Source organism: Arthrobacter sp. zg-Y1116, from assembly GCF_024385485.1.
Taxonomy (GTDB): domain Bacteria; phylum Actinomycetota; class Actinomycetes; order Actinomycetales; family Micrococcaceae; genus Arthrobacter_B.
In genome coordinates this window covers 765,493-787,295 of the sequence record NZ_JANFLR010000001.1, presented here as the reverse complement: position 1 = coordinate 787,295, position 21,803 = coordinate 765,493, and the positions used below count along the sequence as shown (strand labels likewise).

23 protein-coding genes are annotated in these 21,803 nt (G+C 67.5%); 16 read left to right on the top strand and 7 right to left on the bottom strand.

Translation table 11 applies throughout. The annotated features are described in order from the left end of the window. Positions 1-135 precede the first annotated feature (135 nt). From NNX34_RS03660 to NNX34_RS03640, 5 genes are read left to right on the top strand one after another with little or no spacing between them, the layout of a single operon-like run. Positions 136-777, top strand: coding sequence for an ABC transporter permease (locus NNX34_RS03660; RefSeq protein ID WP_227919365.1), 642 nt, complete (start codon positions 136-138; stop codon positions 775-777). Further along, positions 770-2,053 (top strand): ATP-binding cassette domain-containing protein, encoded by a 1,284-nt coding sequence (locus NNX34_RS03655; protein ID WP_255765162.1) that lies wholly within the window; start codon positions 770-772, stop codon positions 2,051-2,053. Before NNX34_RS03660 ends, NNX34_RS03655 begins: the two co-directional genes overlap by 8 nt. Next, positions 2,050-2,829 (top strand): ABC transporter permease, encoded by a 780-nt coding sequence (locus NNX34_RS03650; RefSeq protein ID WP_370647220.1) that lies wholly within the window; start codon positions 2,050-2,052, stop codon positions 2,827-2,829. The genes NNX34_RS03655 and NNX34_RS03650 overlap by 4 nt, the downstream gene beginning before the upstream one ends. Further along, on the top strand, positions 2,829-3,830 hold the full coding sequence (locus NNX34_RS03645) for a glycine betaine ABC transporter substrate-binding protein (protein ID WP_255765161.1): 1,002 nt from the start codon (positions 2,829-2,831) through the stop codon (positions 3,828-3,830). The genes NNX34_RS03650 and NNX34_RS03645 overlap by 1 nt, the downstream gene beginning before the upstream one ends. 10 nt (positions 3,831-3,840) lie before the next feature. Next, on the top strand, positions 3,841-4,527 hold the full coding sequence (locus tag NNX34_RS03640; protein WP_255765160.1) for a DUF6308 family protein: 687 nt from the start codon (positions 3,841-3,843) through the stop codon (positions 4,525-4,527). A 29-nt stretch (positions 4,528-4,556) separates the two neighbouring features. On the opposite strand, the gene NNX34_RS03635 is transcribed toward NNX34_RS03640, so the two are convergent. After that, positions 4,557-4,853, bottom strand: coding sequence for an EthD family reductase (locus NNX34_RS03635; protein ID WP_229950574.1), 297 nt, complete (start codon positions 4,851-4,853; stop codon positions 4,557-4,559). A 140-nt stretch (positions 4,854-4,993) separates the two neighbouring features. Between NNX34_RS03635 and NNX34_RS03630 the strand changes: the two genes are divergently transcribed. The 4 genes from NNX34_RS03630 (at position 4,994) to NNX34_RS03615 (ending at position 8,301) form a co-directional block, all read left to right on the top strand. After that, complete coding sequence (locus NNX34_RS03630) at positions 4,994-6,085, top strand: NAD(P)-dependent alcohol dehydrogenase (RefSeq protein WP_255765159.1); 1,092 nt, start codon at positions 4,994-4,996, stop codon at positions 6,083-6,085. 106 nt (positions 6,086-6,191) lie between these two features. Next, entirely contained in the window at positions 6,192-6,740 is a 549-nt protein-coding gene (locus tag NNX34_RS03625) for a thioesterase family protein (protein ID WP_255765158.1), read from the top strand. Positions 6,741-6,835: 95 nt separating this feature from the next. Next, a complete protein-coding gene (locus NNX34_RS03620; RefSeq protein WP_255765157.1) occupies positions 6,836-7,465 on the top strand; it encodes a dihydrofolate reductase family protein in 630 nt (209 codons plus the stop codon). An 80-nt stretch (positions 7,466-7,545) separates the two neighbouring features. After that, entirely contained in the window at positions 7,546-8,301 is a 756-nt protein-coding gene (locus tag NNX34_RS03615; protein WP_255765156.1) for an IclR family transcriptional regulator, read from the top strand. A 117-nt stretch (positions 8,302-8,418) separates the two neighbouring features. Here NNX34_RS03615 and NNX34_RS03610 read toward each other — a convergent pair whose 3' ends face one another. Next, entirely contained in the window at positions 8,419-10,059 is a 1,641-nt protein-coding gene (locus tag NNX34_RS03610) for a hypothetical protein (RefSeq protein ID WP_255765155.1), read from the bottom strand. Positions 10,060-10,376: 317 nt separating this feature from the next. Between NNX34_RS03610 and NNX34_RS03605 the strand changes: the two genes are divergently transcribed. Together NNX34_RS03605 and NNX34_RS03600 are read left to right on the top strand one after the other, a co-directional pair. Further along, positions 10,377-11,783 carry an OFA family MFS transporter gene (locus NNX34_RS03605; protein ID WP_255765154.1) on the top strand — a complete coding sequence of 469 codons (1,407 nt, stop codon included), beginning with the start codon at positions 10,377-10,379 and terminating at the stop codon, positions 11,781-11,783. 124 nt (positions 11,784-11,907) lie between these two features. Further along, positions 11,908-12,342: a DUF5956 family protein gene (locus NNX34_RS03600; protein ID WP_255765153.1), complete on the top strand. Its 435-nt coding sequence runs from the start codon at positions 11,908-11,910 to the stop codon at positions 12,340-12,342. Here NNX34_RS03600 and NNX34_RS03595 read toward each other — a convergent pair. Beyond that, positions 12,336-12,842 carry a hypothetical protein gene (locus NNX34_RS03595; RefSeq protein WP_255765152.1) on the bottom strand — a complete coding sequence of 169 codons (507 nt, stop codon included), beginning with the start codon at positions 12,840-12,842 and terminating at the stop codon, positions 12,336-12,338. The two genes, NNX34_RS03600 and NNX34_RS03595, sit on opposite strands and share 7 nt — an antisense overlap. 113 nt (positions 12,843-12,955) lie before the next feature. On the opposite strand from NNX34_RS03595, the gene NNX34_RS03590 reads away from it, so the two are divergent. After that, complete coding sequence (locus tag NNX34_RS03590; RefSeq protein WP_227919338.1) at positions 12,956-13,993, top strand: NAD(P)-dependent alcohol dehydrogenase; 1,038 nt, start codon at positions 12,956-12,958, stop codon at positions 13,991-13,993. Positions 13,994-14,042: 49 nt separating this feature from the next. Here the strand turns inward: NNX34_RS03590 and NNX34_RS03585 are convergent, their stop codons facing one another. The 3 genes from NNX34_RS03585 to NNX34_RS03575 are packed head-to-tail and all read right to left on the bottom strand — an operon-like array spanning position 14,043 to position 17,231. Continuing rightward, positions 14,043-15,140, bottom strand: coding sequence for a phosphotransferase family protein (locus NNX34_RS03585; RefSeq protein WP_255765151.1), 1,098 nt, complete (start codon positions 15,138-15,140; stop codon positions 14,043-14,045). A 5-nt stretch (positions 15,141-15,145) separates the two neighbouring features. Beyond that, complete coding sequence (locus tag NNX34_RS03580; RefSeq protein ID WP_255765150.1) at positions 15,146-16,411, bottom strand: acyl-CoA dehydrogenase family protein; 1,266 nt, start codon at positions 16,409-16,411, stop codon at positions 15,146-15,148. 31 nt (positions 16,412-16,442) lie between these two features. Then, entirely contained in the window at positions 16,443-17,231 is a 789-nt protein-coding gene (locus tag NNX34_RS03575; RefSeq protein WP_255765149.1) for an SDR family oxidoreductase, read from the bottom strand. A 119-nt stretch (positions 17,232-17,350) separates the two neighbouring features. Between NNX34_RS03575 and NNX34_RS03570 the strand changes: the two genes are divergently transcribed. Beyond that, positions 17,351-17,962 (top strand): TetR/AcrR family transcriptional regulator, encoded by a 612-nt coding sequence (locus tag NNX34_RS03570; protein WP_255765148.1) that lies wholly within the window; start codon positions 17,351-17,353, stop codon positions 17,960-17,962. A gap of 3 nt (positions 17,963-17,965) precedes the next feature. On the opposite strand, the gene NNX34_RS03565 is transcribed toward NNX34_RS03570, so the two are convergent. Beyond that, on the bottom strand, positions 17,966-19,939 hold the full coding sequence (locus tag NNX34_RS03565) for an acyl-CoA dehydrogenase family protein (RefSeq protein WP_255765147.1): 1,974 nt from the start codon (positions 19,937-19,939) through the stop codon (positions 17,966-17,968). A 201-nt stretch (positions 19,940-20,140) separates the two neighbouring features. Here NNX34_RS03565 and NNX34_RS03560 point away from each other — a divergent pair, with 201 nt between their 5' ends. From NNX34_RS03560 to NNX34_RS03550, 3 genes are all read left to right on the top strand, one after another. After that, positions 20,141-20,770, top strand: coding sequence for a TIGR03085 family metal-binding protein (locus NNX34_RS03560; protein ID WP_255765146.1), 630 nt, complete (start codon positions 20,141-20,143; stop codon positions 20,768-20,770). A 199-nt stretch (positions 20,771-20,969) separates the two neighbouring features. Further along, positions 20,970-21,386, top strand: coding sequence for a helix-turn-helix domain-containing protein (locus NNX34_RS03555; RefSeq protein ID WP_255765145.1), 417 nt, complete (start codon positions 20,970-20,972; stop codon positions 21,384-21,386). 53 nt (positions 21,387-21,439) lie between these two features. Continuing rightward, on the top strand, positions 21,440-21,784 hold the full coding sequence (locus tag NNX34_RS03550) for a bifunctional 3-phenylpropionate/cinnamic acid dioxygenase ferredoxin subunit (protein WP_255765144.1): 345 nt from the start codon (positions 21,440-21,442) through the stop codon (positions 21,782-21,784). Positions 21,785-21,803 lie beyond the last annotated feature (19 nt).

The window sequence follows — 21,803 nt, the reverse complement described above, 5'->3', positions numbered from 1 at the left end:
AGGTTGCTGGGTAGTTTTCGCTCGGACACCAAACCCGGACACCAAACTCGGACACCAAACTCCGACACCAAACACGGACACCAAGCGCCGGGCGGCGACAAGAAACATACGTAACCAAAGTGAAGAGGTCTTGATGTGTGGGAATTCGTGGCGGACCGGTATCAGCAGATCCTGTTCGCCGGATGGCAGCACTTCAGCCTAGTTGTCCAGTGCCTGATCCTGGCCACGGTCATTGCCGTGGTTATTGCGGCCCTGGTTTACCGCAATAAGACCCTCAGCGGAGTGGCCAACGGCGTCTCCGCGGTAGGCCTGACGCTGCCGTCCTTCGCCCTGATCGGCCTGCTGATCGCACCCTTCGGGTTCGGTGCCGTGCCGGCCGTGATCGTGGTGGCGTTCTATGCCACCCTGCCCATCCTGCGCAACGCGGTGGTGGGCCTGGCCGGGATTTCCCCGACCGTTGTTGAATCCGCCCGCGGTGTCGGCATGAGCCGGCTGCGCACGCTGCTGCGCATCGAACTGCCGCTGGCCTGGCCGGTCATCCTTGCCGGCGTGCGCGTGTCCGCCCAGATGGTGATGGGTATTGCCGCCATCGCGGCCTACGCCCTCGGCCCGGGACTGGGCGGCTTCATCTTCACCGGCCTGTCCCGCCTCGGCGGGGCCAACTCCCTCGAGTCCGTGGTGGTCGGCGTCGTCGGCGTCATCCTGCTGGCCCTGATCCTTGACCTTCTCCTGGTCGGCCTCGGCCGGCTCACAACCCCGCGAGGTATCCGTGTCTGAGACTCTTTCCCCAACCACCGGCGCCAAAGCCACCGCCACCGGCATCCTGCTCGAAGACGTCACCAAGCGCTTCCCCGGGCAGGACAAGCCGGCGGTCGGCGGCCTGACCATGGAGATTCCGCGGGGCAGCATCGTGATGCTGGTCGGCCCGTCGGGCTGCGGCAAGACCACCACGCTGAAGATGATCAACCGGCTCATCGAGCCCACCAGCGGACGGATCATCCTCGACGGCGAAGACGTCACCGGGATCGACGGCGACCAGCTGCGCCGCGGGATCGGCTACGTCATCCAGGCCGGCGGGCTCTTTCCGCACATGACCGTGGCGGCGAACATCGCCGTCGTCCCCAAGATGCTCAACTGGGACAAGGACCGCATCCAGGCCCGGGTGGACGAACTGCTCGAACTGGTCTCCCTGGATCCGGCCCTGTACCGGGACCGGTACCCGAAGGAGCTGTCCGGCGGGCAGCAGCAGCGCGTGGGGGTGGCCCGTGCGCTGGCCGCCGATCCGCCCGTGCTGCTCATGGATGAACCGTTCGGCGCCGTGGACCCGATCACCCGCCAGCGGCTGCAGGACGAACTGCTGCACATCCAGTCCGAGCTGCACAAGACCATCGTCTGCGTCACCCATGACTTCGACGAAGCGGTGAAGCTGGGGGACTGGATCGCCATCTTCGACGAGGGCGCCCAGCTGGTCCAGTACGACTCCCCGGAACGGATCCTGGCCAACCCCGCCAACGAGTTCGTGGAGAACTTCATCGGCTCCGGCGCGGGCCTGAAGCAGCTCACCCTGACCCGCGTGAACGAGGTGGAGCTGGCGTCCCCGATTACCGCCGTCGTCGGCGACCTTGCCAGCGACACGCTCTCCCGCCTGCAGGGCGCCGGCGAGCAGAACGCCGTGTTGCTGGACGAACGGGAGCGGCCCATCCAGTGGCTCTCCCGCCGCCAGCTCAGCCGCCTGGACCGGCACACGGACGCCGTTGATGCCAAGCTTCCGGTGATCAGCGAGCATTCCACGCTCAATGACGCGCTGGACACCATGCTGGTCTCCAGCACGGGCGCCGCACTGGTGACGGGTCCGCGGGACCGGTTCCTCGGCCTGGTCACCGTCCAGACCGTGATGGAAGCGATCACCGCAGCGAACGACGCCGCGCAGCAGGGCTCCTCCGGCGCCCCTGTGGGCCTCAACAGCGGCGGCATCCGACGCGGCACAGAGACAGACGCGCAGGCGGCGGTGCAGGACGACGCCGGTGCTGCCGCCGGCCAGGGCACCCGATGACCGCCGTTTCCACGGCCGCCCAGGCCCGGACCGAAGCCGAAAGCGGCGCCGGCCCGACATCCTGGCGGCCGCTGCTGCTGCAGCTGGCCGGCATCGCGGTGGCCTTCGGGCTCCTGATGCTCTGGCTGACCACCGCCGAGCTCAGCGTCACCGAGCGCACCACCCTGGCCCCTGCAGCACTGTGGGACTACACCGTCCAGCACCTCCTGCTCACCGGGGTGTCCGCGGTGATCGTGCTGGTGATCGCCATCCCGCTGGGCGTGCTGCTCACCCGCGGACGGATGCGCCGGGTCACCGGACCGATCATGGCGCTGGCCAACATCGGCCAGGCGGCGCCGGCCATCGGGCTGCTGGTGCTGCTGGCCTTCTGGGTCGGGTTCGGCTTCCGGGCTGCCATCGGTGCGCTGGTGGTCTACGCCCTGCTGCCGGTCATGCGGAACACGATGGTGGGCCTGCAGCAGGTGGACCCGCGCATCGTGGAGGCCGGCCGCGGCGTCGGCATGAGCAACGCCCAGGTGCTGTTCCGGCTGGAACTGCCGCTCGCGGTGCCCGTGATGCTCTCCGGCGTCCGGACCGCCCTGGTGCTCCTGGTAGGCACCGCCACCCTGGCCACCTTCGTCAACGGCGGCGGGCTGGGAATCCTCATCACCACCGGCGTGAACCTGAACCTGACCACCGTGCTGGTGGCCGGAGCCCTGCTGGTGGCGCTGCTGGCCCTGGTGGTCGACTGGATCGGGCGCCTGGTCGAGCACGTCGCCCGGCCGAAGGGACTCTAATGAAAAAGCAGCCAAACGCACGCGTCCGCCTCGCTGCCGCAGGAGCCGCCGCCGCCGGCCTGTTGCTTGGAGGCTGCGGACTGCAGCCCGCAGCCTCCTACGTGCCGGAGGCGGACCCCGGGCTGATCCAGCCCGTCGAGGGCCTGCCCGACGACGCGAAACTCACCGTCACCAGCAAGAACTTCACCGAACAGCTCATCCTGGGCAAGATCGCGGTGCTGGCCACCAAGGTAGCCGGCTTCGACGTCACCGACCTGACCAACGTGCCCGGCAGCCAGCCGGCCCGGGAGCTGCTCCTGTCCGGGCAGGCCGGCATGACGTGGGAATACACCGGCACCGGATGGATCGCCTACCTCGGCCAGAGCGAAGGCATCCCGGACAAGCAGGAACAATGGCAAGCCGTGCATGACGCGGACCTTGCCAACGGCGTCACCTGGGGCGATCCGGCGCCGCTGAACAACACGTACGCCATGGCCATCCGCAGCGAAGCGGCCGAGGAACTGGGCGTGGACAGCATCTCCGATATCGCCAACCTGCCGGTGGAGGAGCGCACGTTCTGCCTCGAGGCCGAGTTCAATTCGCGTCCGGACGGCATGAACCCGCTGCTGGAAAAGTACGGCATACCGCGCGGGGCGCCCAACGGCGTGCCGGACGCCAATATCGGCATCTATGACACCGGTGCCGTGTATTCGGCGACCGACGCCGGGGAGTGCAACTTCGGCGAGGTCTTTGCCACGGACGGACGGATCGATTCGCTGGGACTGACCGTGCTCGAGGATGATCTGGCCTACTTCCCTGCCTACAACGCCGCGCCGGTCTTCAATACCGAGGCGCTGGAGGAATATCCGGAGCTGGTAGACATCTTCGCGCAGGTGTCCCCTTTGCTTACGGACGAAGAACTGCGCAAGATGAACCTTGCCGTAGACGTCTACGGCCAGGAGCCTGCCGACGTCGCCTTCGACTGGATGGTCGAGAAGGGCCTGATTACCGCTCCCGAGTGAGGTGGACACCGTGGACCTTCCAGCCATCCTCGACGCCGGCCACGTCGACGACGCCGCCGGCCTGCTGCACCGCTACTACACGCAGAAACTGACCTCCGGGCATGTGCGGACCGGGGCAAGGTTCGACACGTGGGCCGGCGGGGGAGACTCCCCGGGGGCCGCCAACCGGATCACCGCCGATGACCTGGTTGCCCTGGCCCTGCTCGGCGAGGAAATCAAGGGACCGGCGGTGGTGGGGCTGCTCGAGACCAAGGCCCCGGAGATCGGCGAGCTGCTGGAACTGATTCCGGTGAACCTGGAGCTGGCGGACGTTACCGGCGTCGAATACGTCCACGTCCTCGGCAAGGACAGCCCGGCATGGCTGCTCTGGGAAGTGTTCCGGGGCTACCGGGGCGGGCAATGGAAGATGGGTCCCATGAAAACCAGCAAGCTGCTGGCCCGCAAGCGGCCGAAACTGATTCCGATCTGGGATTCGATGGTCGCCCGCAGCATCGGGGCGGGTACTTCCCTCACGCAGTGGGAGGAGTGGCATGCGCTGCTCACCGACAATGACCGGGAACTGGCCCGGCGACTCGATGCTGTCCAGGACCGGGCGGCCCTGCCGGTCCGGGTTTCCCGGCTGCGGGCCATGGACGTGGTGCTGTGGATGGACGCCAAGCAGCGCGGTTTCCGGGCGGCGCCGGGCGACGACGACTGAATTGCCGGGCCGGTGGAAGACGCCGGCGGCTAGTTCCGGTAGGTGAACACGGTCAGCCCGCCGGTCGCGAAACGGGGGATATCGGCGTTGGCGGCCTGCCCCTCGGCGGTGGTCAGGGACTCCTGCATGGCCGATTCGTCGTCGAAATCGGCTTCAAACAGTGCAAAATACGGCGGCTGCTCCTCCGCCGACCTCAGCTCCTCGGAAGCCCGCAGCTCGCGGAGGCCGGGAATGTTGCGCACCAGCGGCAGGTGTACGTTGCGGTAGTGCCGGCGGAAGGCAGCCGGGTCCCGCGGCTGCCGGAACAGAACAACGAGGGTGTGCATGCAGAAAAGGTAACGCGGCCGGCGGCAACGGGACAGGGGGTTGGTCCGGCGCCGTTAAGGACAGGTAGTGCCGCGCCGGACTAGAGTCCTCAGTACGCCGGGACGCCATGCCCGCGGACCCGCAACGAAGAGGAACCCTTATGTCACTTTCCACCAGCCCAGCCGCGACGCCGACGCCGGAGCTTCCGGACAGCATGCGCGTCTCGGTCCTGCGCGTCCCGGCCGCCGGGGGTGAAGGTACCGACAGCCACGCCTCCAACCAGCTCTCCGTCGATGAACGCCCGCTTCCGCAGCCGGCGCCGAACGAGGTGCTGGTCCGGGTGGCCGCCGTCGGTGTCTGCGGCAGCGACGTGCACTACTTCCGGCACGGGCGGATCGGGCAGTTTGTCGTGGAGGAGCCGCTGGTGCTCGGGCACGAAGCGTCCGGGACCATTGCCGCCGTCGGCACCGCCGTGGACCCGGAGCGGATCGGCCAGCGCGTGTCCATCGAACCGCAGAAACCCTGCCGCCGCTGCGGGCAGTGCAAGCAGGGCCGCTACAACCTGTGCCCGGACATGGCCTTCTACGCCACCCCGCCGGTCGACGGTGCCTTTGCCGAATACGTGGCGATCGAGTCCGATTTCGCCCACGCAGTCCCGGACACCGTCTCGGACGAAGCCGCGGCCCTGATGGAGCCGCTGTCGGTGGGGATCTGGGCCTGCCGGAAGGCCGGCGTCGGGCCCGGACAGCGGGTCCTGATAGCCGGAGCCGGGCCGATCGGCGTGATCATTGCCCAGGTGGCGCGCGCTTTCGGTGCCAGCGCCGTGTACATCAGTGACATCGCGCAGGACCGGCTGGACTTCGCCGCCCGGCACGGAGCCACGCACACCGTGCATGCCTCCCAGCAAGTGGACGGGCTGGGCGTGGATGCGTTCATTGACGCGTCCGGAGCTCCCAGCGCGGTCCGCGCAGGCATCCGGGCGGTGGCCCCGGGCGGACGGGCCGTGTTGGTGGGCATGGGCGCCGAGGACGTCGAACTGCCGGTCGGCGTCATCCAGAACCGCGAAATCTGGCTCACCGGCGTCTTCCGCTATGCCAACACCTGGCCGACGGCGATCTCGCTGGTGGCAGAGGGCAAGGTGGACCTGGACGTGCTGGTCACCCATGAGTTCGGGCTCGGCCAGGTGCGGGAGGCGCTCGAGGCCGGGCAGGAACCGGGCGCACTCAAGGCCATGGTCCAGCCCTGGCGCTGACGGACGGCGCCGCGGAGTCCGGCACCGGTTCGCGCGGAGCGGACCGGGAAAAGAAAACTCCGCGGCGCACCTCGACACTAAGTTACTGAGCGGTAATATAGCGGGCATGCACCTCATTCTGCGCACCATCCTGACCCTGTTCCGCGCCCGACGCCGGCCCAAGCTGGGCTTCTTCGAGACCTCCTCAGTGCCCGCGAAGGTCCTCGTCACCGACATCGACTTTGCGATGCACCTGAACAACGGCATGTACTTCTCGATGATGGACCTGGGCCGCTTCGACCTGCTGGTCCGCAGCGGCGTCTGGGACATCATGAAAAAGCGCGGCTGGAGCCCGGTGGCGAACAACGAAACCATCAGCTTCCGAAAATCCCTGCAGCTGCACCAGCAGTACAGCATTGAAACCCGGGTCATCGGGTTCGATGAACGGGCCATCTACATTGAGCAGCGCATGGTGGCGGACGGCGAGATCTATGCCAGCGCGGTCATCTGCACCCGTCTGGTATCCAAGAGCGGCCCGGTGAGCAACGAGGAGATCTTCGAGGCCGTGGGTGCCGTCCCGCCGTCGGACCTGGAACTGCCGGAGTGGATCAACGACTGGCGTGCCGCCGTCGCGCTGCCGAGCACCCGCCGCCCCGCTCCGCACACCTGGGCCTAAGCGGTGCTCCGGTCCCGGGCGTTGCCCGGGACCGTTGACACCCCCGGATGCCGGGCCGAACCTAGAAGCAGGGGGACCTAGGAACGGGGTGCTCGGTGAAGCTGACGGTCAACACTTTTCTGACGTTGAACGGCGTGATGCAGGCTCCGGGCAGCGTGGAGGAAGACCCGTCCGGCGGTTTCACCGGCGGCGGGTGGCTGACTCCGCTTGCTGATCCTGACCTGGAGCAGATTGTCTCCGAGTGGTACGCCATGGCCGATGCACTGCTGCTCGGGCGCAACACGTACGACATGATGCAGCCCTACTGGGAGGCCGCGAACCAACCCGGGGACTTCATTGCCACAGCACTGAACCGACTGCCGAAGTATCTGGTCTCCACCGCAATGCCGTCGGCGCCCTGGCACAACACGCATCTGCTCGAAGGGGAGCTGGTCTCGAGCGTGGAACGGCTGAAGTCCCGGCGCAGCGGCGAACTCCAGGTGCATGGCAGCTATCAGCTGGTGCAGGCGCTGGCGGCGGCCGGGCTGGTGGACGCGTACCGGCTGCTGATTTTCCCGGTGGTGGTGGGCCAGGGCAAGCGGCTCTTCGAAGACATCCGCGAGGCCGCCTCCTACAGCGTCTCCCGGCCGCAGACCACCCGCTCCGGAGCCATCTGCGTCACGCTGCACCCCGCCGCGCTGCCGGCCGAAACGGGGTCCGACGCCGGATCCGGAATGTCCGCCTGACGCCGTTCAGTCAGGCCCAAATAAGGAAGAAGTTTTCCGCTCTGCGATAAAGTGGGGGCAATTCGTGGGGAGGGGCAATCATGGCTGAACGGGCCGCCGGATCCGGCGTGCAGTCAGTGGAACGGGTCTTTGAACTGCTGGAGCTGATTGCCGACGCCGGCGGGGCAGTGACGCTGAGCGAACTTGCCGCCTCCACCTCCCTGCCCCTGCCCACCATCCACCGGCTGCTGCGCACCCTCGTGGGCCGGGGCTACGCCCGGCAGCTGCCCAACCGGCGTTACGCCCTCGGGCCGAAGCTGATCCGGCTCGGGGAAGGCGCCAACCTGCAGCTCGGTGCGCTGGCGATGCCGCAGCTCAAGGGCCTCGCGGACGATCTGGGCGAGACGTCAAACATGGCAGTGCTCGACGCCGACATGGTGGTTTATGTGGCCCAGGTTCCCTCACGGCATTCCATGCGGATGTTCACGGAAGTCGGCCGCCGGGTGCATACCCATGACACCGGCGTCGGCAAGGCGATCCTGGCGCAGCTGCCGGATGAACAGGTGCGGAGCATCGTGGGCAGGGCGGGCATGCCCACCCCCACCGGTCACAGCCTGGGCAGCGTCGATGCGCTGCTGGCGGATCTGGCAGGCATCCGGGAGCGCGGGTACTCCGTGGACGAGCAGGAACAGGAACTCGGGGTGCGCTGCTTCGCCATGGCTGTCCCCAACGCGCCCACGCCGTCGGCGGTTTCCGTCTCGGGGCCTGTCTCGCGGGTGGATGAAGCCTTCGCGGACCGTGCGGTGCCGCTGCTGCGCGCAGCCGTGGAGCGGATCTCCGCCGAGCTGAACCGCTAGGACATTTCCCGGGAGCCTTTTCGGGCAGCCTTCCCGGGCACGGAAAAGGGCAGGTGCCGCGGCTGCGGTACCTGCCCTTTTCTCAGTGATGCGAGGTGATGCGGTGCTGCCCGGACCTTAGTGCTGGTTGCCGCGGCGGGTGCCGGCGATCAGCATGCCGATCGGAACCAGCAGCAGGAGCAGCGGGATGAGTACGGCCAGGATCTTCGGGGAGGTGAAGATTTCGCCCGGGGTCAGCGCCGTGGTGCTGGCCCGCATGGTGTCTGCACCTTCGGAGATCTTGCCGTTGCCGTCGGCCAGGGTCTTGCTGCCTTCGGCCAGTTCGGTGTTGCCGTCGGCCAGCTTCTTCGCGCCGTCCTTCAGGTCGCTCGTGCCGGCGGTCAGCGTCTTGCCGCCGTCGTCGAGCTTCACAACGCCCTCGTCCAGGGACTCGGTGCCGGTGACCAGGCGGCTGGTGCCGTCGGAGAGGCTGATGGTGCCGTCGTAGATCTTGTAGTTGCCGTCGGCCAGCGTGTAAGCGCCGGTTTCCAGGGTGTCCAAACCGGTGGCGAGGGTTCCTGCGCCGGTGGCGAGCTTGCCGTTGCCTTCGGCCAGCGTGTACGCGCCGGTCTCGAGGGTCTTCAGGCCGGTGTTCAGCTCGGTGGCACCTGCGGAAAGCGTTCCTGCACCGTCGTAGAGCAGTTCAATTCCTGCAGCAGCTTCACCGGCTTTGGTGGCGAGGTAGGGAGCCGCAGCGGGATCGTTGAGCTTGCCGAGGCCCGTGGCGATGGCTCCGGTGCCATACAGGGTGCCGTCCTGGTCATATACCGGGGTCCCATCCGCGTTTATGTCGTACGGGATAGGGCCGTCAGTGTTGGGGTCGTAACCGGTGATGCCGTTGTCAATGCCGGCAACCAGTTTCTCCAAACCTTCGAGTTTCGCGGCGGCCTCGAGAATTCCCTGTCGTGCCTCGGGCAACGCCTGAATGCTGGCTAGGAATTCGAGCTTGACGCGAGCAGCCGACTTGCCGTCCTTGCTGTAAGGGGTCAAATCCGCGGCAATATTGGCTGCAGCCGTTTTGCCGTCTTCGCCGGGAGTGGCGTGGATGCCTTGCCACATCTGCAGTGTGCCGTTGCTGACCTTTACGGAGCCGGGAGCAAGCTGGCCGATGCCATCGGCCACAGATTGTGCACCGGTAGCGAGTGCGGGTGCGCCCTCGGCCAAAGGGGCCATCTTCGTGTACAGCTCGTTGGCGCCGGCGGCGAGGTCGTCGGAGCCAGCTCGTGCCGTCGTCGCACCGGCAGCCAGCGTGTTGGCGCCGTCGGCAGCGCTGTAGGCGCCGGCGGTCAGCGTGCCCGCACCCGTACGGGCGTTGGTGGCACCGGCAGCAAGCTTGTTGGCACCCTCGTTGGCGGCCTCGGCGCCGGTGAGAAGCTTGACGGCTCCTTCATCCAGCGTGGTGGCGCCTTCTTTCAGGGTCGTCACGCCGGCCTTGGCGGAGCCGATGCCCTTGGCCAGGGTGTTGGCGCCCGCGTCAACCTTTTCGGTACCTTCCGAGAGGTCCTTGGCGCCGGTCTGCGCCTTCTCGGCGCCGGCCTTCAGGTCTCCTGCGCCGGTGGAGGCGCGCTCGGCGCCGTCGCTCAGCTCCGTTGCGCCGCTGGCAACCTTGCCCGTAAAGAGCACGAAGAAGGCGAGGAGGAGGACCAGGAACAACGCCAAAAGTACGGTTAAAAGTGTGTGTGGGCGGCTGGAGGCGCGCCCGGACGTGGAACTCGTCATTGAATATCCTTCTTCTGCTTCTTACGATTCGAGACTGACTAAGCGGCGAGCGGCAAGGACGCAGCCTCCGCGGATGCAAGGTGACCGGGTCCGTCGCTACGTTGAGACGTAATCAGCCAAGACCAGTGTGATGTCTGTTACATCTAAGCTACCCGCGGGTAACAAAGCAAGGCTTTTTCGAAATTAGTTACCGATGAGTAGGTTGCGCGGTATGTTTTGCTGCGCTAGTGGTACTCAGCGTGTCGAATCCATGTAACCCAGCTCACACCGGGCATCGTTGAGTGCAGACAGGATCGGCGCGAGATAAGGGAGTCTGTATGAGCTGGCTGGACCGCGACCGCACAATCGCCCCGCCCGGATTCAATCGATGGCTGATTCCGCCGGCTGCGCTGGCCGTACACCTGTGCATCGGACAGGTCTACGCCACCAGCGTCTACAAGACGGCGCTCGTGGAATACTTCGGCGCCAGCCTCACCCAGATCGGCATCATCTTCTCCATCGCCATCGTGATGCTCGGGCTCTCCGCCGCCGTGATGGGCACCTGGGTGGATGCCAACGGACCCCGCAAGGCCATGTTCGTTTCGGCCATGTTCTGGGTAAGCGGCTTCCTCATTGGTGCCTTGGGCATCTTCACCGGGCAGCTCTGGCTGCTGTACCTCGGCTACGGCTTCATCGGCGGCATCGGCCTGGGCATTGGCTACATTTCCCCGGTCTCCACCCTGATCAAATGGTTCCCCGACCGGCCCGGCCTCGCCACGGGCATGGCCATCATGGGCTTCGGCGGCGGTGCGCTGATCGCCAGCCCGCTCTCCTCGGCACTGCTCACCTTCTTTGACCCCGAATCCGGCACCCCCGGATGGGTGGCCAGCGGCGACGCCGTGGGCAAGCTGTTCCTCACCCTGGGCGCCCTCTACCTGGTGTACATGCTCTACGGCGCCTGGAGCATCCGGGTGCCGGCAGCGGACTGGAAGCCCGAGGGCTTTGACCCCTCCACCGTCGCCTCCAAGTCCCTGGTCACCACCAATCACGTCTCGGCCGCCAACGCCATCAAGACCCGACAGTTCTGGCTGGTCTGGATTGTGCTCTTCTGCAACGTCACCGCAGGCATCGGCATCCTGGAACAGGCAGCGCCCATGATCCAGGACTTCTTCCGCCAGCCCGACGGCGCCTCGCTGGTGACGGCCGCCGTCGCCGGCGGTTTTGTCGGCCTGCTCTCGATCGGCAACATGGGCGGGCGCTTTGTCTGGTCCGCCACCTCCGACCTGATCGGCCGCAAGCGCATCTACATGATCTACCTCGGTGCCGGCGCTGTCCTGTACGCCCTGCTGTCCTTCTTCGGAGACACGTCCACCATCCTCTACGTGGCCCTGGCGTTCGTGATCCTGTCCTTCTACGGCGGCGGGTTTGCCACGGTTCCCGCCTACCTGCGGGACCTCTTCGGCACGTTCCAGGTCGGTGCCATCCATGGCCGGCTCCTCACGGCCTGGTCCGCTGCCGGCATTGCCGGTCCGCTGATCGTCAACTCCTTCCTGGATGCCCAGGGCACCCCGGGGGAGCTGACCGCGGCGGCGTACTATCCGGCACTGCTGACCATGGTGGGACTGCTGGTGGTTGGCTTCATCGCCAACCTGCTGGTGACGCCGGTTGCGTCCCGCTACCATGAACCCGCGAAATCCGAGCCGGCGGCCCCGGCCCGGACCGCCACCCAGGACGGAGAACGCTGATGACCAAGGCAAAGTTGACGGTGAGCTGGCTGCTGGTGGGGGTCCCCCTGGCCTACGGGGTGTTCCAGACCCTGACCCGGGCCGCGGCGCTCTTCGGCTGACCGAGGTACCGCGGATCACGGGTATGGGGCAGGACATGGCCGGCAGTTGGAATGAGGTTCGGATCCTGCCGCCGGAAGCGCGGCCGGACTCCTATACCCAGCTGCCGTTCACGGGCTGGTTCCTCATGATGGGATGGGCGGCGAGGGCGCAGCACACCTACCGCCATCCCGGCACACTGTATGAAACCCTGCCCACCCAGGAGCTGTTTGCCCCCGAGGACGAGGAATGGGTCTACCAAATGACCAATGACTATCTGGCGCTGGTCGGCGTTCCGCCTGTCCCGCGCGGATACGTCTGGTTCCTGGCCCGGCCTGCAGGGATCACCTCGGATGAAGCCCTGTGGCGGCGGCTGAACGAAAAGATCGATGAGGTGGGAGGCATACCCCACTTCGACGGCCCCGCCTACGTCACGGGGGCCTATCCGGTCATCGCGGAGGCGGTGCGGCGGCTCTACTGATGGGGCTTCGAAACCTTGGCGTCCTTCGAGTCCATCACCTGGTCCATGACCAGGGAATAGAGCACCGCTGCCATTGCCATGACGGGACGGGGCCGGGCCACTCGGCGTCGGACCAGCCACGCTTCGACAGCCTCATCCAGTACGAGGCTCAGTGCCGTGATCCCGCTGACGGCTGCGCCCATCAGCACAGCCAGACCCGTCAGCGCAATTCCCGGCATCCGCCTCTGGGGCCCGGCTGCACGCACGTAGGAAGGGGCGGTTGCGGAATCACCCCCGGCCCCGACCGTGAACGGGGTGACGAGGTCAACCGTTCCGGCGGCGGCCAGCTCCCTCCCTTTTCGCATGCCCCTGCTGAGGGCCACGACGCCGATGGCGCCCACGGCTGCGCCCGGTACAAGAACATAGGCGCGGCGCAGTCCCGGGGACCAGTCGGCCGGCCGCGACAGGGTAAAACCGCCGACGGCAGCGGCAATCGTGAGTGACAGCGGAAGATTCTTCATGGCCCACACGGTACCTGCCGCCGGAGGGGCTGTGGAACCGGGAACGCGGTGCAACGATTGAAGTGCAAATCCATCCATCGCGCCGCTGCCGGTGCGGAGAGCAGGAGTATGCCATGAAGGCCCTTCAATACCGCGCCATCGGCCAGCCGCCCGAAGTGGTGGAGATCGATACCCCCGAACCCGGCCCCGGGCAGGTCCGCCTGAAGGTCACCGCCGCCGGGGTCTGCCACTCGGACGAATTCATCATGAGCCTCCCTGAGGAGGAGTACATCTACGGTCTGCCCCTGACGCTGGGGCACGAGGGTGCCGGCGTGGTGGACCGGGTGGGCGACGGCGTGCAGTACATCGAGGAGGGCACGTCCATGGCCGTCTACGGGCCGTGGGGCTGCGGGATTTGCTACGAATGCTCCAGCGGCCGGGAAAACTACTGCCGCAACGCCGCGAAATTCGGCATTGTCCCGCCCGGGCTCGGTGCACCCGGGGCCATGGCCGAATACCTGATTGTGGACAGCCCCCGCCATCTGCTTCCCCTCGGGGACCTGGATCCGGTGCAGAATGTGTCCCTGACCGACGCCGGGCTCACGCCGTACCACGCGATCAAAGGCTCCCTGGAGAAGCTGCCCTCCGGTGCCACCGCCGTCGTCATCGGCGTGGGCGGGCTGGGGCACGTGGCCGTGCAGATCCTGCGCGCCATGACCGCGGCCACCGTGGTGGCGCTGGATATCGACGAGGCGAAACTGAACCTCGCCACCGACGTCGGCGCGCACTACACCTTCCCGTCCGAGCCGGGCGCAGCGGACCTGGTCCGGGACCTGACCGGCGGCAGGGGAGTGGACGCCGTCTTTGACTTCGTGACCAACCAGGCCACCCTGGACCTGGGCCAGGCGATGGTGGGATCGCAGGGCGACCAGGTGCTGGTGGGGGTCGGCTCGGGCACCGTGTCGGTGGGCCTGGCTGCCACAGCCGCCTGGGAAACCTCCATCCGTGCCCCGTACTGGGGTTCGCGGTCGGAGCTGTTCGAGGTGCTGGACCTGGCCCGGGGCGAAGGCATCAACGTGCATACCGAGGTCTTCAGCCTGGACGAGGCCCCGGCGGCCTACGAGAAGCTGAAGAACAACCAGCTGATCGGCCGCGCCGTCGTCGTGCCGTAACTCCGGCGCGGAAGCTACAGCGGCGCGGAAGCTGCAGCGGTGCCGGAAGTTACAGCGGTGCCGGTGCCAGCCCGGCGAACCCGGCGGCGGACCGCAGCAGCTGCGGCACGCCGGCCTCCAGCGACGGGGCGAATATCCGGTCGTTGGGGCGCTCGCCCTTGAGCCAGCGGGTATAAATGGCCTCGCAGAAAATCGATGCCTTCCACAGGGCCAGGGCCTGGTACCAGGGCAGCGCTGCCAGATCCAGGTCCATCCGCTGCCGGTATGCCTCAATGACATCCTCCCGGGTGTAATAGCCCGGGTAGCGGGTCACTCCGGTGAGCTCCAGCGGCGTAGCGACGCTGCCCGGCTCGGAGTAGGTGGCGGTGAGGTAGCCCAGATCGGCCAGCGGATCGCCGATGGCGGACATTTCCCAGTCCAGGACGGCGATCACCCGGGCGGGGGACTGCGGGGCGAACATCAGGTTCCCGGGCCGGTAATCTCCGTGCAGCACCGAGGCGGCCTGGCTGTCAGGCACGTTGTCCGCCAGCCAGCTGCCGATCCGGGCCACCTCGGGAAGGTTGCGCATGGTGTTGACCTCCCACAGCCCGGAGAACCGGGCCACCTGCCGCTGCAGGTACCCCCCCGGCTTGCCGAAGGAGGCCAGGTCCCCGCTGCTGACATCCACGGAATGGATGCGGACCAGGGCGTCGACGACGGCGGCGCTGGTGGCCCGGCGGTCCTCCATGGCGGACAGTGCGGTCGGGATGGTGTTGGTGATGACCAGTCCGTCGAGGAAGCCCATCACGTAAAACGGCACCCCGAGCACGGACTCGTCTTCGCAGAGGGCCAGGATTTCCGGCACCGGCACACCCTGCACGCGCAGCAGCTGCTGGATCCGGGCTTCGCGGACCATGTCATGCGTGGAGCGGGGCAGCGGCGGGCGGGGGCCGCGCCGCAGCACAAAGTCATCATTCCCGCGCCGGATCCGGTAGGTGATGTTGGACTGCCCGTCCCCGATCTGCGCCCAGGACAGCGGCCCCGAACCCAGTCCGTGTGCGTCGAAGAACGCCGTCACTTCATCCAGGATCAGCAGCGGAGGGGAGGCCAAGGACTCGGCCTGGGAACGGGTGGCTACAACTTCGGTGCCGTCGGCAGTGGTGTGCATGGGGTTCAGGCTTTCGCTTCGGCGGGGAATCCGGCGTCGTCCGCGGGCGCCGGGCGGGACACATCGGAAAGATCCGGAGCGCCGCGCTCCGTTTCCCGGCGGCGGCCGGCGGAAGCGCGGCGGGCAATGGCCCACTTATGCGTTTCGTTGGAGCCGTCATAGATGCGGAAGGCGCGGACCTCGTTGAGGTAGGAGGCCAGCGGCAGCCGGTCGGTGACGCCGTCGCCCCCGCACAGCTGCAGGCTCCGGTCGATCACCCGGTACACCGCCTCCGAGGTGTGGGCCTTGGCCACCGAGGACAGCGCCGAACCCGCCTTGGCATCGGTTTCCAGCAGGGCGGCGGTCTTGGTGATGATGGCGTCGGAAGTCTCTATATCGATGACGGACTGCGCGATCATTTCCTGGGCCAGGCCGAGTTCGTTCATCACCGAGCCGAAGATCTCCCGGCGGTTGGTGCGGTCCAACGCGATATCCAGGGACCGCCGGGCCAGGCCGAGCCAGCGCATGCAGTGGGTCAGCCGGGCCGGACCGAGCCGGACCTGCGCGTACCGGAAGCCTTCCCCGGGTGCGCCGAGCACGGCGGCGTCCGGAACAAACACGTCCTCGAAGTGGACGTGCGGATGCCCGCCGCCGATCGCCCGGTCCATGGTGTGCAGCTGCTCGCCGATCCGCACTCCGGGGGCGTCCATGTCCACCAGGAGCATGGTGGCCCCGGCGGGTGCGCCGGCCACCGCGTCGGTGCGCACCATGGCAATGCAGAAGGTGGCGTTGTTGGCTCCGCTGGTGAAGCGCTTGTGCCCGTTGATCAGCCAGCCGCCGTCCACCTTCGCGGCGCTGCTGCGCAGGGCGGCGGGGTCCGATCCGGCGCCCGGGTGCGGCTCGGTCATGCCGAAGCAGGAGCGGGCCTCGCCGGAGACCAGCGGGGCGAGGTAGCGGCGCTTCTGCTCCTCGCTGCCGATCAGGTGCAGCATGTGCATATTCCCCTCATCCGGGGCCATGCAGTTCAGTACCGAGGGGCCGATCAGCGAATAGCCGGCCTCCTGGAAGACGGGGGACCAGTACGCCAGCGGCACCCCCTGCCCGCCGTACTCGCGCGGTGCGTGCGGGGCGAAGACTCCGGCGGCCTTCGCGGCGGCACGCAGTTCCTCCAGCAGCGCCTCCGGAACGACGGCGCCCGGCCGCGGTTCTGCGGGCATTACCGTGCCGCGGATGAACTCGCGGGTGCGCAGGCGGAGGTCTTCGATTTCCGCAGGCAGGGAAACAGTGCTCATGAGTGGTCCTTAGGGGATGCGGTGGGAGCGGTCAGGCCGAGCCGCCGGCCACGAGCAGGCCGCCGTCGAGGTTGATGATCTGCCCGGTGATCCAGGCGGCGTCGTCGGAAGCCAGGAAGGCGGCCGCGCCGGCGACGTCCTCCGGGGTGCCGAGCCGCTTCAGCGGGTAGGTGGAGCTGACTTTCTCTTCGCGGCCCTCATACAGGGCGCGCGCAAACTGGGTCTTGACGACGGCGGGCGCCAGCGCGTTCACGCGCACCGTGGGGGCCAGCTCGACGGCGAGGGTGCGGGTGAGCTGTTCCACGGCGGCCTTGCTGATGCCGTAGAAGCCGATGCCGGCGGCCGGGGTCTGCGCCGAGACCGAGGAAAGGTTCAGCACCGATCCGCCGCGGCCGAGGAAATCCAGGGCCTCGTGCGCGCAGACGGCGGAAACCCAGGCGAGGGTGCCCAGCACGTTGACGTCCAGGATTCGGCGGGCGGCCTCCGGGTCCAGCTTGCTCAGGGGTCCGTACACGGGGTTCACGCCGGCGTTGTTGACGAGAATGTCCAGCCGGCCCCAGGTCTCGGCCACGGTGTCCAGCACCTCGGCCCGGTGGTCCGGATCATCGGATTTGCCGGCTATCGCCAGGACGCTGCCTTCGGGGAACTCGGCGGCGGCTTCCTTCAGCGGTCCGATGTTGCGGGCAGTGATGCAGACCTTCGCCCCTTCGGCCGCCAGGCGGTGTGCGATCGCCAGCCCGATACCGCGGCTGGCTCCGGTGACAACGGCTGTTTTGCCCTCGAGGCGCCGCCCGCCTGCAGACTGCTCCGGTTTGGTCATGTGCTCCGCCAACTTCCGTCTCCAACCACTACCGAGCGACCGCTCGGTACGGTTAGTCTGGTGCAGGCCCCGTAAAGTGTCAAGGATCACACCGGGTATTCGACCATCGAGGGGACGCCATGACCGCAGTCCGTACGCAGCCCGACTGGCGCGACTTTTCCGTGCCCGCCCTGCCGCCGCTGCTGCGCAACGCGCTGGACTGCTTTGTGGAGCACGGCTACCACGGGACCAGCATCCGCACCGTGGCCACCCGGGCCGGCTTGTCGGTGCCCGGGCTCTACCACCACTATCCGTCCAAGCAGGCGCTGCTGGTGGGGATAGCCGAATCCGCGATGGCGGATCTCTACGCCCGGAGCACCGCCGCCCTCGCCGAGGCGGGCGAGGACGTCGAGGACCGCTTTGCCCTGCTGATCGAATGCCTTGTCCTGGTCCATGCCTACCGCTGGGAACACGCGTTCATCGCGGCCAGCGAGATCCGCAGCCTGGAGGGCACGGCCCGGGCCGCGCACATCGCGGCCCGGGACCGGCAGCAGAGACTCCTCGACGACGTGGTGTCAGCAGGCGTCCGCAGCGGCCGCTTCGCCACCGGACATCCCAAGGACGCCAGCCGGGCGGTCACCACCATGTGCACCGGAGTGTCCCAGTGGTACCGCGCCGGAGGTCCGCTCAGCCCGGAGGAACTGGCGGTGCGCTATGTGCAGATCTGCCGCGGTGCGGTGGGAGCGACGTAAGGCTCACCGGTACCGGCGGTGCAGGTTCTCCTTCGGTTCGTCGCCGAGGGCCGTCTCCGAAATCCACGGACCCGTCCCCTCGGATGCATCCAGCACACCGTTTTCCTGCCAGGTGTAGCGACCGTCCAGGACTCCCTTGGACAGCCGCCGGTCGGACTCGTCGGAGTTGTGCCACAGCCCGTCGAACAGGGACTCGATCCGCACCCGGGACTGCCGGCTGAAGGCGTCCGCAAGCTCGAACGCGCTTTCACCCTCCGCCGGATCCTCGCGCCGGATGTTCAGCGCGCGGACGCACGAGGCCGAGATCGCGAAGATTTCCGCGCCGATGTCCACAATCCGGCCCAGGAAGACCTGGTGGTGTTCCAGTCCCGCCTGCCAGCGGGCCATGCCGAGGAACGTGGAACGGGCCAGCCGGCGGGAGGCCCGCTCGGCGTAGCGCAGGTGCCGGGCCAGCAGGCCGAACTCGGCGTAGGACGTGGGGACGTTGCCCTTGCCCGCGGCGAGCGTCGGCAGCCACTTGCCGTAAAAGCCGCTGGCCTTCAATGCAGCCCGCGCCTTGGCGCCCACCGGGGCGTCCGCCACCGCCAGGTCCCCGGCCGCGGACAGATGCGCGTCCACGGCTTCCCGCGCAATGAACAGGTGCATGATCTCGGTGGAGCCCTCGAATACCCGGTTGATGCGGAGGTCCCGCAGCTGCTGTTCGGCCGGGACCGCGCGCTCGCCGCGGGCGGCGAGGGAATCTGCGGTCTCGAAACCGCGTCCGCCGCGCACCTGCACCAGCTCGTCGGCAACGTTGTAGGCCATTTCACTGGCCCAGAGCTTCGCCAGTGCCGCCTCGATGCGGATGTCCTTGGTGCCGGCGTCGGCGAGCTGGGCGGAGAGTTCGAAGACCGCCTCCAGCGCGAAGCTGGTAGCCGCAATGTAGGCGAGTTTCTTGGCCACAGCCTCGTGCCGGCCGATGGGCCGGCCCCACTGTTCCCTGGCACCGGACCAGCCGCGGGCAATCTTCAGCGACCACTTCCCGGAGGCCGCGCACATGGCCGGGATGGAGAGGCGGCCGGTGTTCAGCGTGGTCAGGGCAATCTTCAGGCCCTGGCCTTCGCGGCCCAGCCGGTTGGCCGCCGGAACGCGGACATTGGTGAAGCGGGTGACCCCGTTCTCGATGCCGCGCAGGCCCATGAAGTTGTTGCGGTTCTCTACCGTGATGCCGGGGGAGGACATTTCCACCACGAACGCGCTGATGCCGCCCTTGGAACCGCCGTGCGGCGGAACGGCGGCCATCACCACCACCAGTTCGGCAATCACGCCGTTGGTGGTCCACAGCTTGACGCCGTCAATCACGTATTCGCTGCCGTCTTCGGAGGGGATGGCCGTGGTGCGCAGCCGCGCCGGGTCCGATCCGACGTCGGGCTCGGTGAGCAGGAACGCGGTCACCGCCCCGGCGGCGCAGCGCGGCAGGTACTCTTCCTTCTGCTCCTCGGTGCCGAAGACCTTCACCGGCTCCGGCACGCCGATGGACTGGTGGGCCGAGACCAGTGCCCCCAGGCTGGGGTGCACGCTGCCCAGGAGCATCAGGGCGCGTCCGTAGTTCAGCAGGGACAGTCCGAGCCCGCCGTAGTGCTGGGGGATCTTGATGCCGAACACCCCCAGATCCGCGAGTCCGCGCAGGTTCTCGTCCGGAATCACCCCGGTGCGTTCAATGGCCAGTCCGTCCATGGTCCGGCAGTACTCGGTCAGGGCTTCCAGGAACAGCTGGGCGCGGGCCTCCTCGTCGAGGTCCGCCGGCGGCAGGGAGCCGACCAGGTCCAGGTTGTAATTGCCGAGGTAGATCCCCTTGGCGAAACTCGGGCGGGATTCCCCGGTATCGCGTGCTGCTTCAGTTGCGTTGCGGGCGTCCTGTTCGGTGACCACGCGCTCTTTGATTCTGCTGGCACTTCGGTTGCGGCCAGCGTCTTGGGAAAGATCAGTGGTGCTCATGGGATTTCTCCTCCGTCATGGCTGCACCGTGGATCCGGCACCGTGTCCGGCCTCGCAGCCCACTGTGGGGACCATGCTACGCGTCAGTAGGTAGGGGTAAAGGGGGTGCGGTGGCTAATGTTGGCCGCAGGCCGTAAAGCCGGAGGGAAGCTCCCGGAAAAGGGAGAAAACCGGCAGGGGTTCAACGTGAAGGAGATCGACATGGCATGGGTGGAGACGGAACGCGCGGAATTGGTCCGGACGCTGCGGGAGGCGGATCCGCTGGCGCCGACGCTGTGTGAGGGATGGGATGTGCGCCGGCTGCTGGCCCATCTGGTGCTTCGTGAGCACGCGCCCTGGAAGATTGCCGCCGATGCGGTGCAACGGTCCAAGCCGGGGCAGGAAAAGCAGCTGGGGATCGAGGCCGCCGCCGCGGGCACCCCCGAAGGCTATGCCGCATTGGTGGACCGGTTCGCCGCCGGTCCGGCCCGTTTTTCACCGTTCCGGCTGGATGCGGCGAACCTGGTGGAATACGTCATCCACCACGAGGACATCCGCCGCGGGGGAGCAGCGGCAGCGCCGCGGGAACTTCCCGCAGGGGAGCAGCAGGCCCTGTGGAAGCAGCTGGGCCTCATGGCCCGGATGGGCTACCGCGGCAGCCCGGTGGGCGTGGAGCTGGCAGCGCCCGGTTCCGGCCGGCGCCGGGTCAAGGGCGGCACCCCGTCGGTGCTGATTTCCGGAGACGTGGTGGATCTCGCCCTGCATGCCATGGGAAGGCGCGCGGCGGCCAATGTGAGCATCGAAGGCGGGGGTGACACGGTCCGGGCGTTCCGCCAGTGGGCCGCCCGCTAACTTCGCCCGGCTTGACAAGTACCCCCTCTTTGCCGTTGAAATAGTAAGCACACTGATTGTTTCAGCGGAGCAGGACCGCCTACCAATGACGTATCAGGGAAGCAGGAAGATGCAGAACGAGGGGGACTGGGAACCCGTGCGGCTGCTCTCAACGGCTGCAAGACTGGTAAGACGAGAAGTAGATAACAAGCTCCGCGCCGTGGGGCTGACCCAGGAGCGCGTGACGGTGCTGCGCGTGCTCCTGGCGGAGGGGCCCATGCGGCGCGCGGAGCTGGCCAGACGCCTGCGCGTCACCGCGCAGACCCTGGGCACGGCGCTGGTGAGTATGGCCGCGCAAGGTCTCGTGGAAGAGGTGTCGGCGGAGACCGTCGGCCGCTCCGGACGATGGATGGCCATCTCCGAGCGCGGACAGAAACTGCTGGCGGACGCCGAAAACCTGGAGCAGGACGATTCCACGGCCGGAATCGGTCCGGAGCTGCGATCGGAGCTGATTGCGCTCATCCGCGGCCTGGAGCATGGCAAGCAGCAGCGGCCTTCCGGCACGCCGCCCCTGGCCGGGGTGCAGCAGAACGGCTCCCCGCTGGCGGCGGCCTCCGAGCCTCCGCTGCCGGGGTAACGTGTTGACCTAAGAGCAGCACGTTATTGGCCTGGTGCCGGGGAAGGAAGGGCATGAGCGAGGGTATCCGCGTTGCCGATGTTGACGAGATAGACGAGGGCGAAGCCCTGACCGTGGACGCAGAAACGGCGGGCACCTCGGACGATATCGCCGTGTTCCACAGCGACAACGGACGCTTTTATGCGCTCAATGACACCTGCACGCATGAGGATGCCTCCCTTGCCGACGGGTGGATCGAAGGGGACGAGGTGGAATGCCCCGTCCACTCCGCACGGTTCTGCCTCCGCACCGGTGAAGCCCTGTGCCTGCCGGCACTCATCAACACCAAGGCGCACCGCGTTGATGTGCGCGACGGAGCCGTGTGGCTCTACCCGAACGAGAGCCCCCTCAACGTTTGACGGCCCCTGCAGCCCCCGC

What these genes read in the sequence shown, in the direction of transcription:
- NNX34_RS03585 (WP_255765151.1), bottom strand. Translation starts at nt 15,140, where the DNA reads ATGCACACCACTGCCGACGGCACCGAAGTTGTAGCCACCCGTTCCCAG.
- NNX34_RS03615 (WP_255765156.1), top strand. Translation starts at nt 7,546, where the DNA reads ATGGCTGAACGGGCCGCCGGATCCGGCGTGCAGTCAGTGGAACGGGTC.
- NNX34_RS03550 (WP_255765144.1), top strand. Translation starts at nt 21,440, where the DNA reads ATGAGCGAGGGTATCCGCGTTGCCGATGTTGACGAGATAGACGAGGGC.
- NNX34_RS03650 (WP_370647220.1), top strand. Translation starts at nt 2,050, where the DNA reads ATGACCGCCGTTTCCACGGCCGCCCAGGCCCGGACCGAAGCCGAAAGC.
- NNX34_RS03625 (WP_255765158.1), top strand. Translation starts at nt 6,192, where the DNA reads ATGCACCTCATTCTGCGCACCATCCTGACCCTGTTCCGCGCCCGACGC.
- NNX34_RS03570 (WP_255765148.1), top strand. Translation starts at nt 17,351, where the DNA reads ATGACCGCAGTCCGTACGCAGCCCGACTGGCGCGACTTTTCCGTGCCC.
- NNX34_RS03565 (WP_255765147.1), bottom strand. Translation starts at nt 19,939, where the DNA reads ATGAGCACCACTGATCTTTCCCAAGACGCTGGCCGCAACCGAAGTGCC.
- NNX34_RS03645 (WP_255765161.1), top strand. Translation starts at nt 2,829, where the DNA reads ATGAAAAAGCAGCCAAACGCACGCGTCCGCCTCGCTGCCGCAGGAGCC.
- NNX34_RS03575 (WP_255765149.1), bottom strand. Translation starts at nt 17,231, where the DNA reads ATGACCAAACCGGAGCAGTCTGCAGGCGGGCGGCGCCTCGAGGGCAAA.
- NNX34_RS03600 (WP_255765153.1), top strand. Translation starts at nt 11,908, where the DNA reads ATGGGGCAGGACATGGCCGGCAGTTGGAATGAGGTTCGGATCCTGCCG.
- NNX34_RS03590 (WP_227919338.1), top strand. Translation starts at nt 12,956, where the DNA reads ATGAAGGCCCTTCAATACCGCGCCATCGGCCAGCCGCCCGAAGTGGTG.
- NNX34_RS03595 (WP_255765152.1), bottom strand. Translation starts at nt 12,842, where the DNA reads ATGAAGAATCTTCCGCTGTCACTCACGATTGCCGCTGCCGTCGGCGGT.
- NNX34_RS03605 (WP_255765154.1), top strand. Translation starts at nt 10,377, where the DNA reads ATGAGCTGGCTGGACCGCGACCGCACAATCGCCCCGCCCGGATTCAAT.
- NNX34_RS03560 (WP_255765146.1), top strand. Translation starts at nt 20,141, where the DNA reads ATGGCATGGGTGGAGACGGAACGCGCGGAATTGGTCCGGACGCTGCGG.
- NNX34_RS03610 (WP_255765155.1), bottom strand. Translation starts at nt 10,059, where the DNA reads ATGACGAGTTCCACGTCCGGGCGCGCCTCCAGCCGCCCACACACACTT.
- NNX34_RS03630 (WP_255765159.1), top strand. Translation starts at nt 4,994, where the DNA reads ATGTCACTTTCCACCAGCCCAGCCGCGACGCCGACGCCGGAGCTTCCG.
- NNX34_RS03580 (WP_255765150.1), bottom strand. Translation starts at nt 16,411, where the DNA reads ATGAGCACTGTTTCCCTGCCTGCGGAAATCGAAGACCTCCGCCTGCGC.
- NNX34_RS03635 (WP_229950574.1), bottom strand. Translation starts at nt 4,853, where the DNA reads ATGCACACCCTCGTTGTTCTGTTCCGGCAGCCGCGGGACCCGGCTGCC.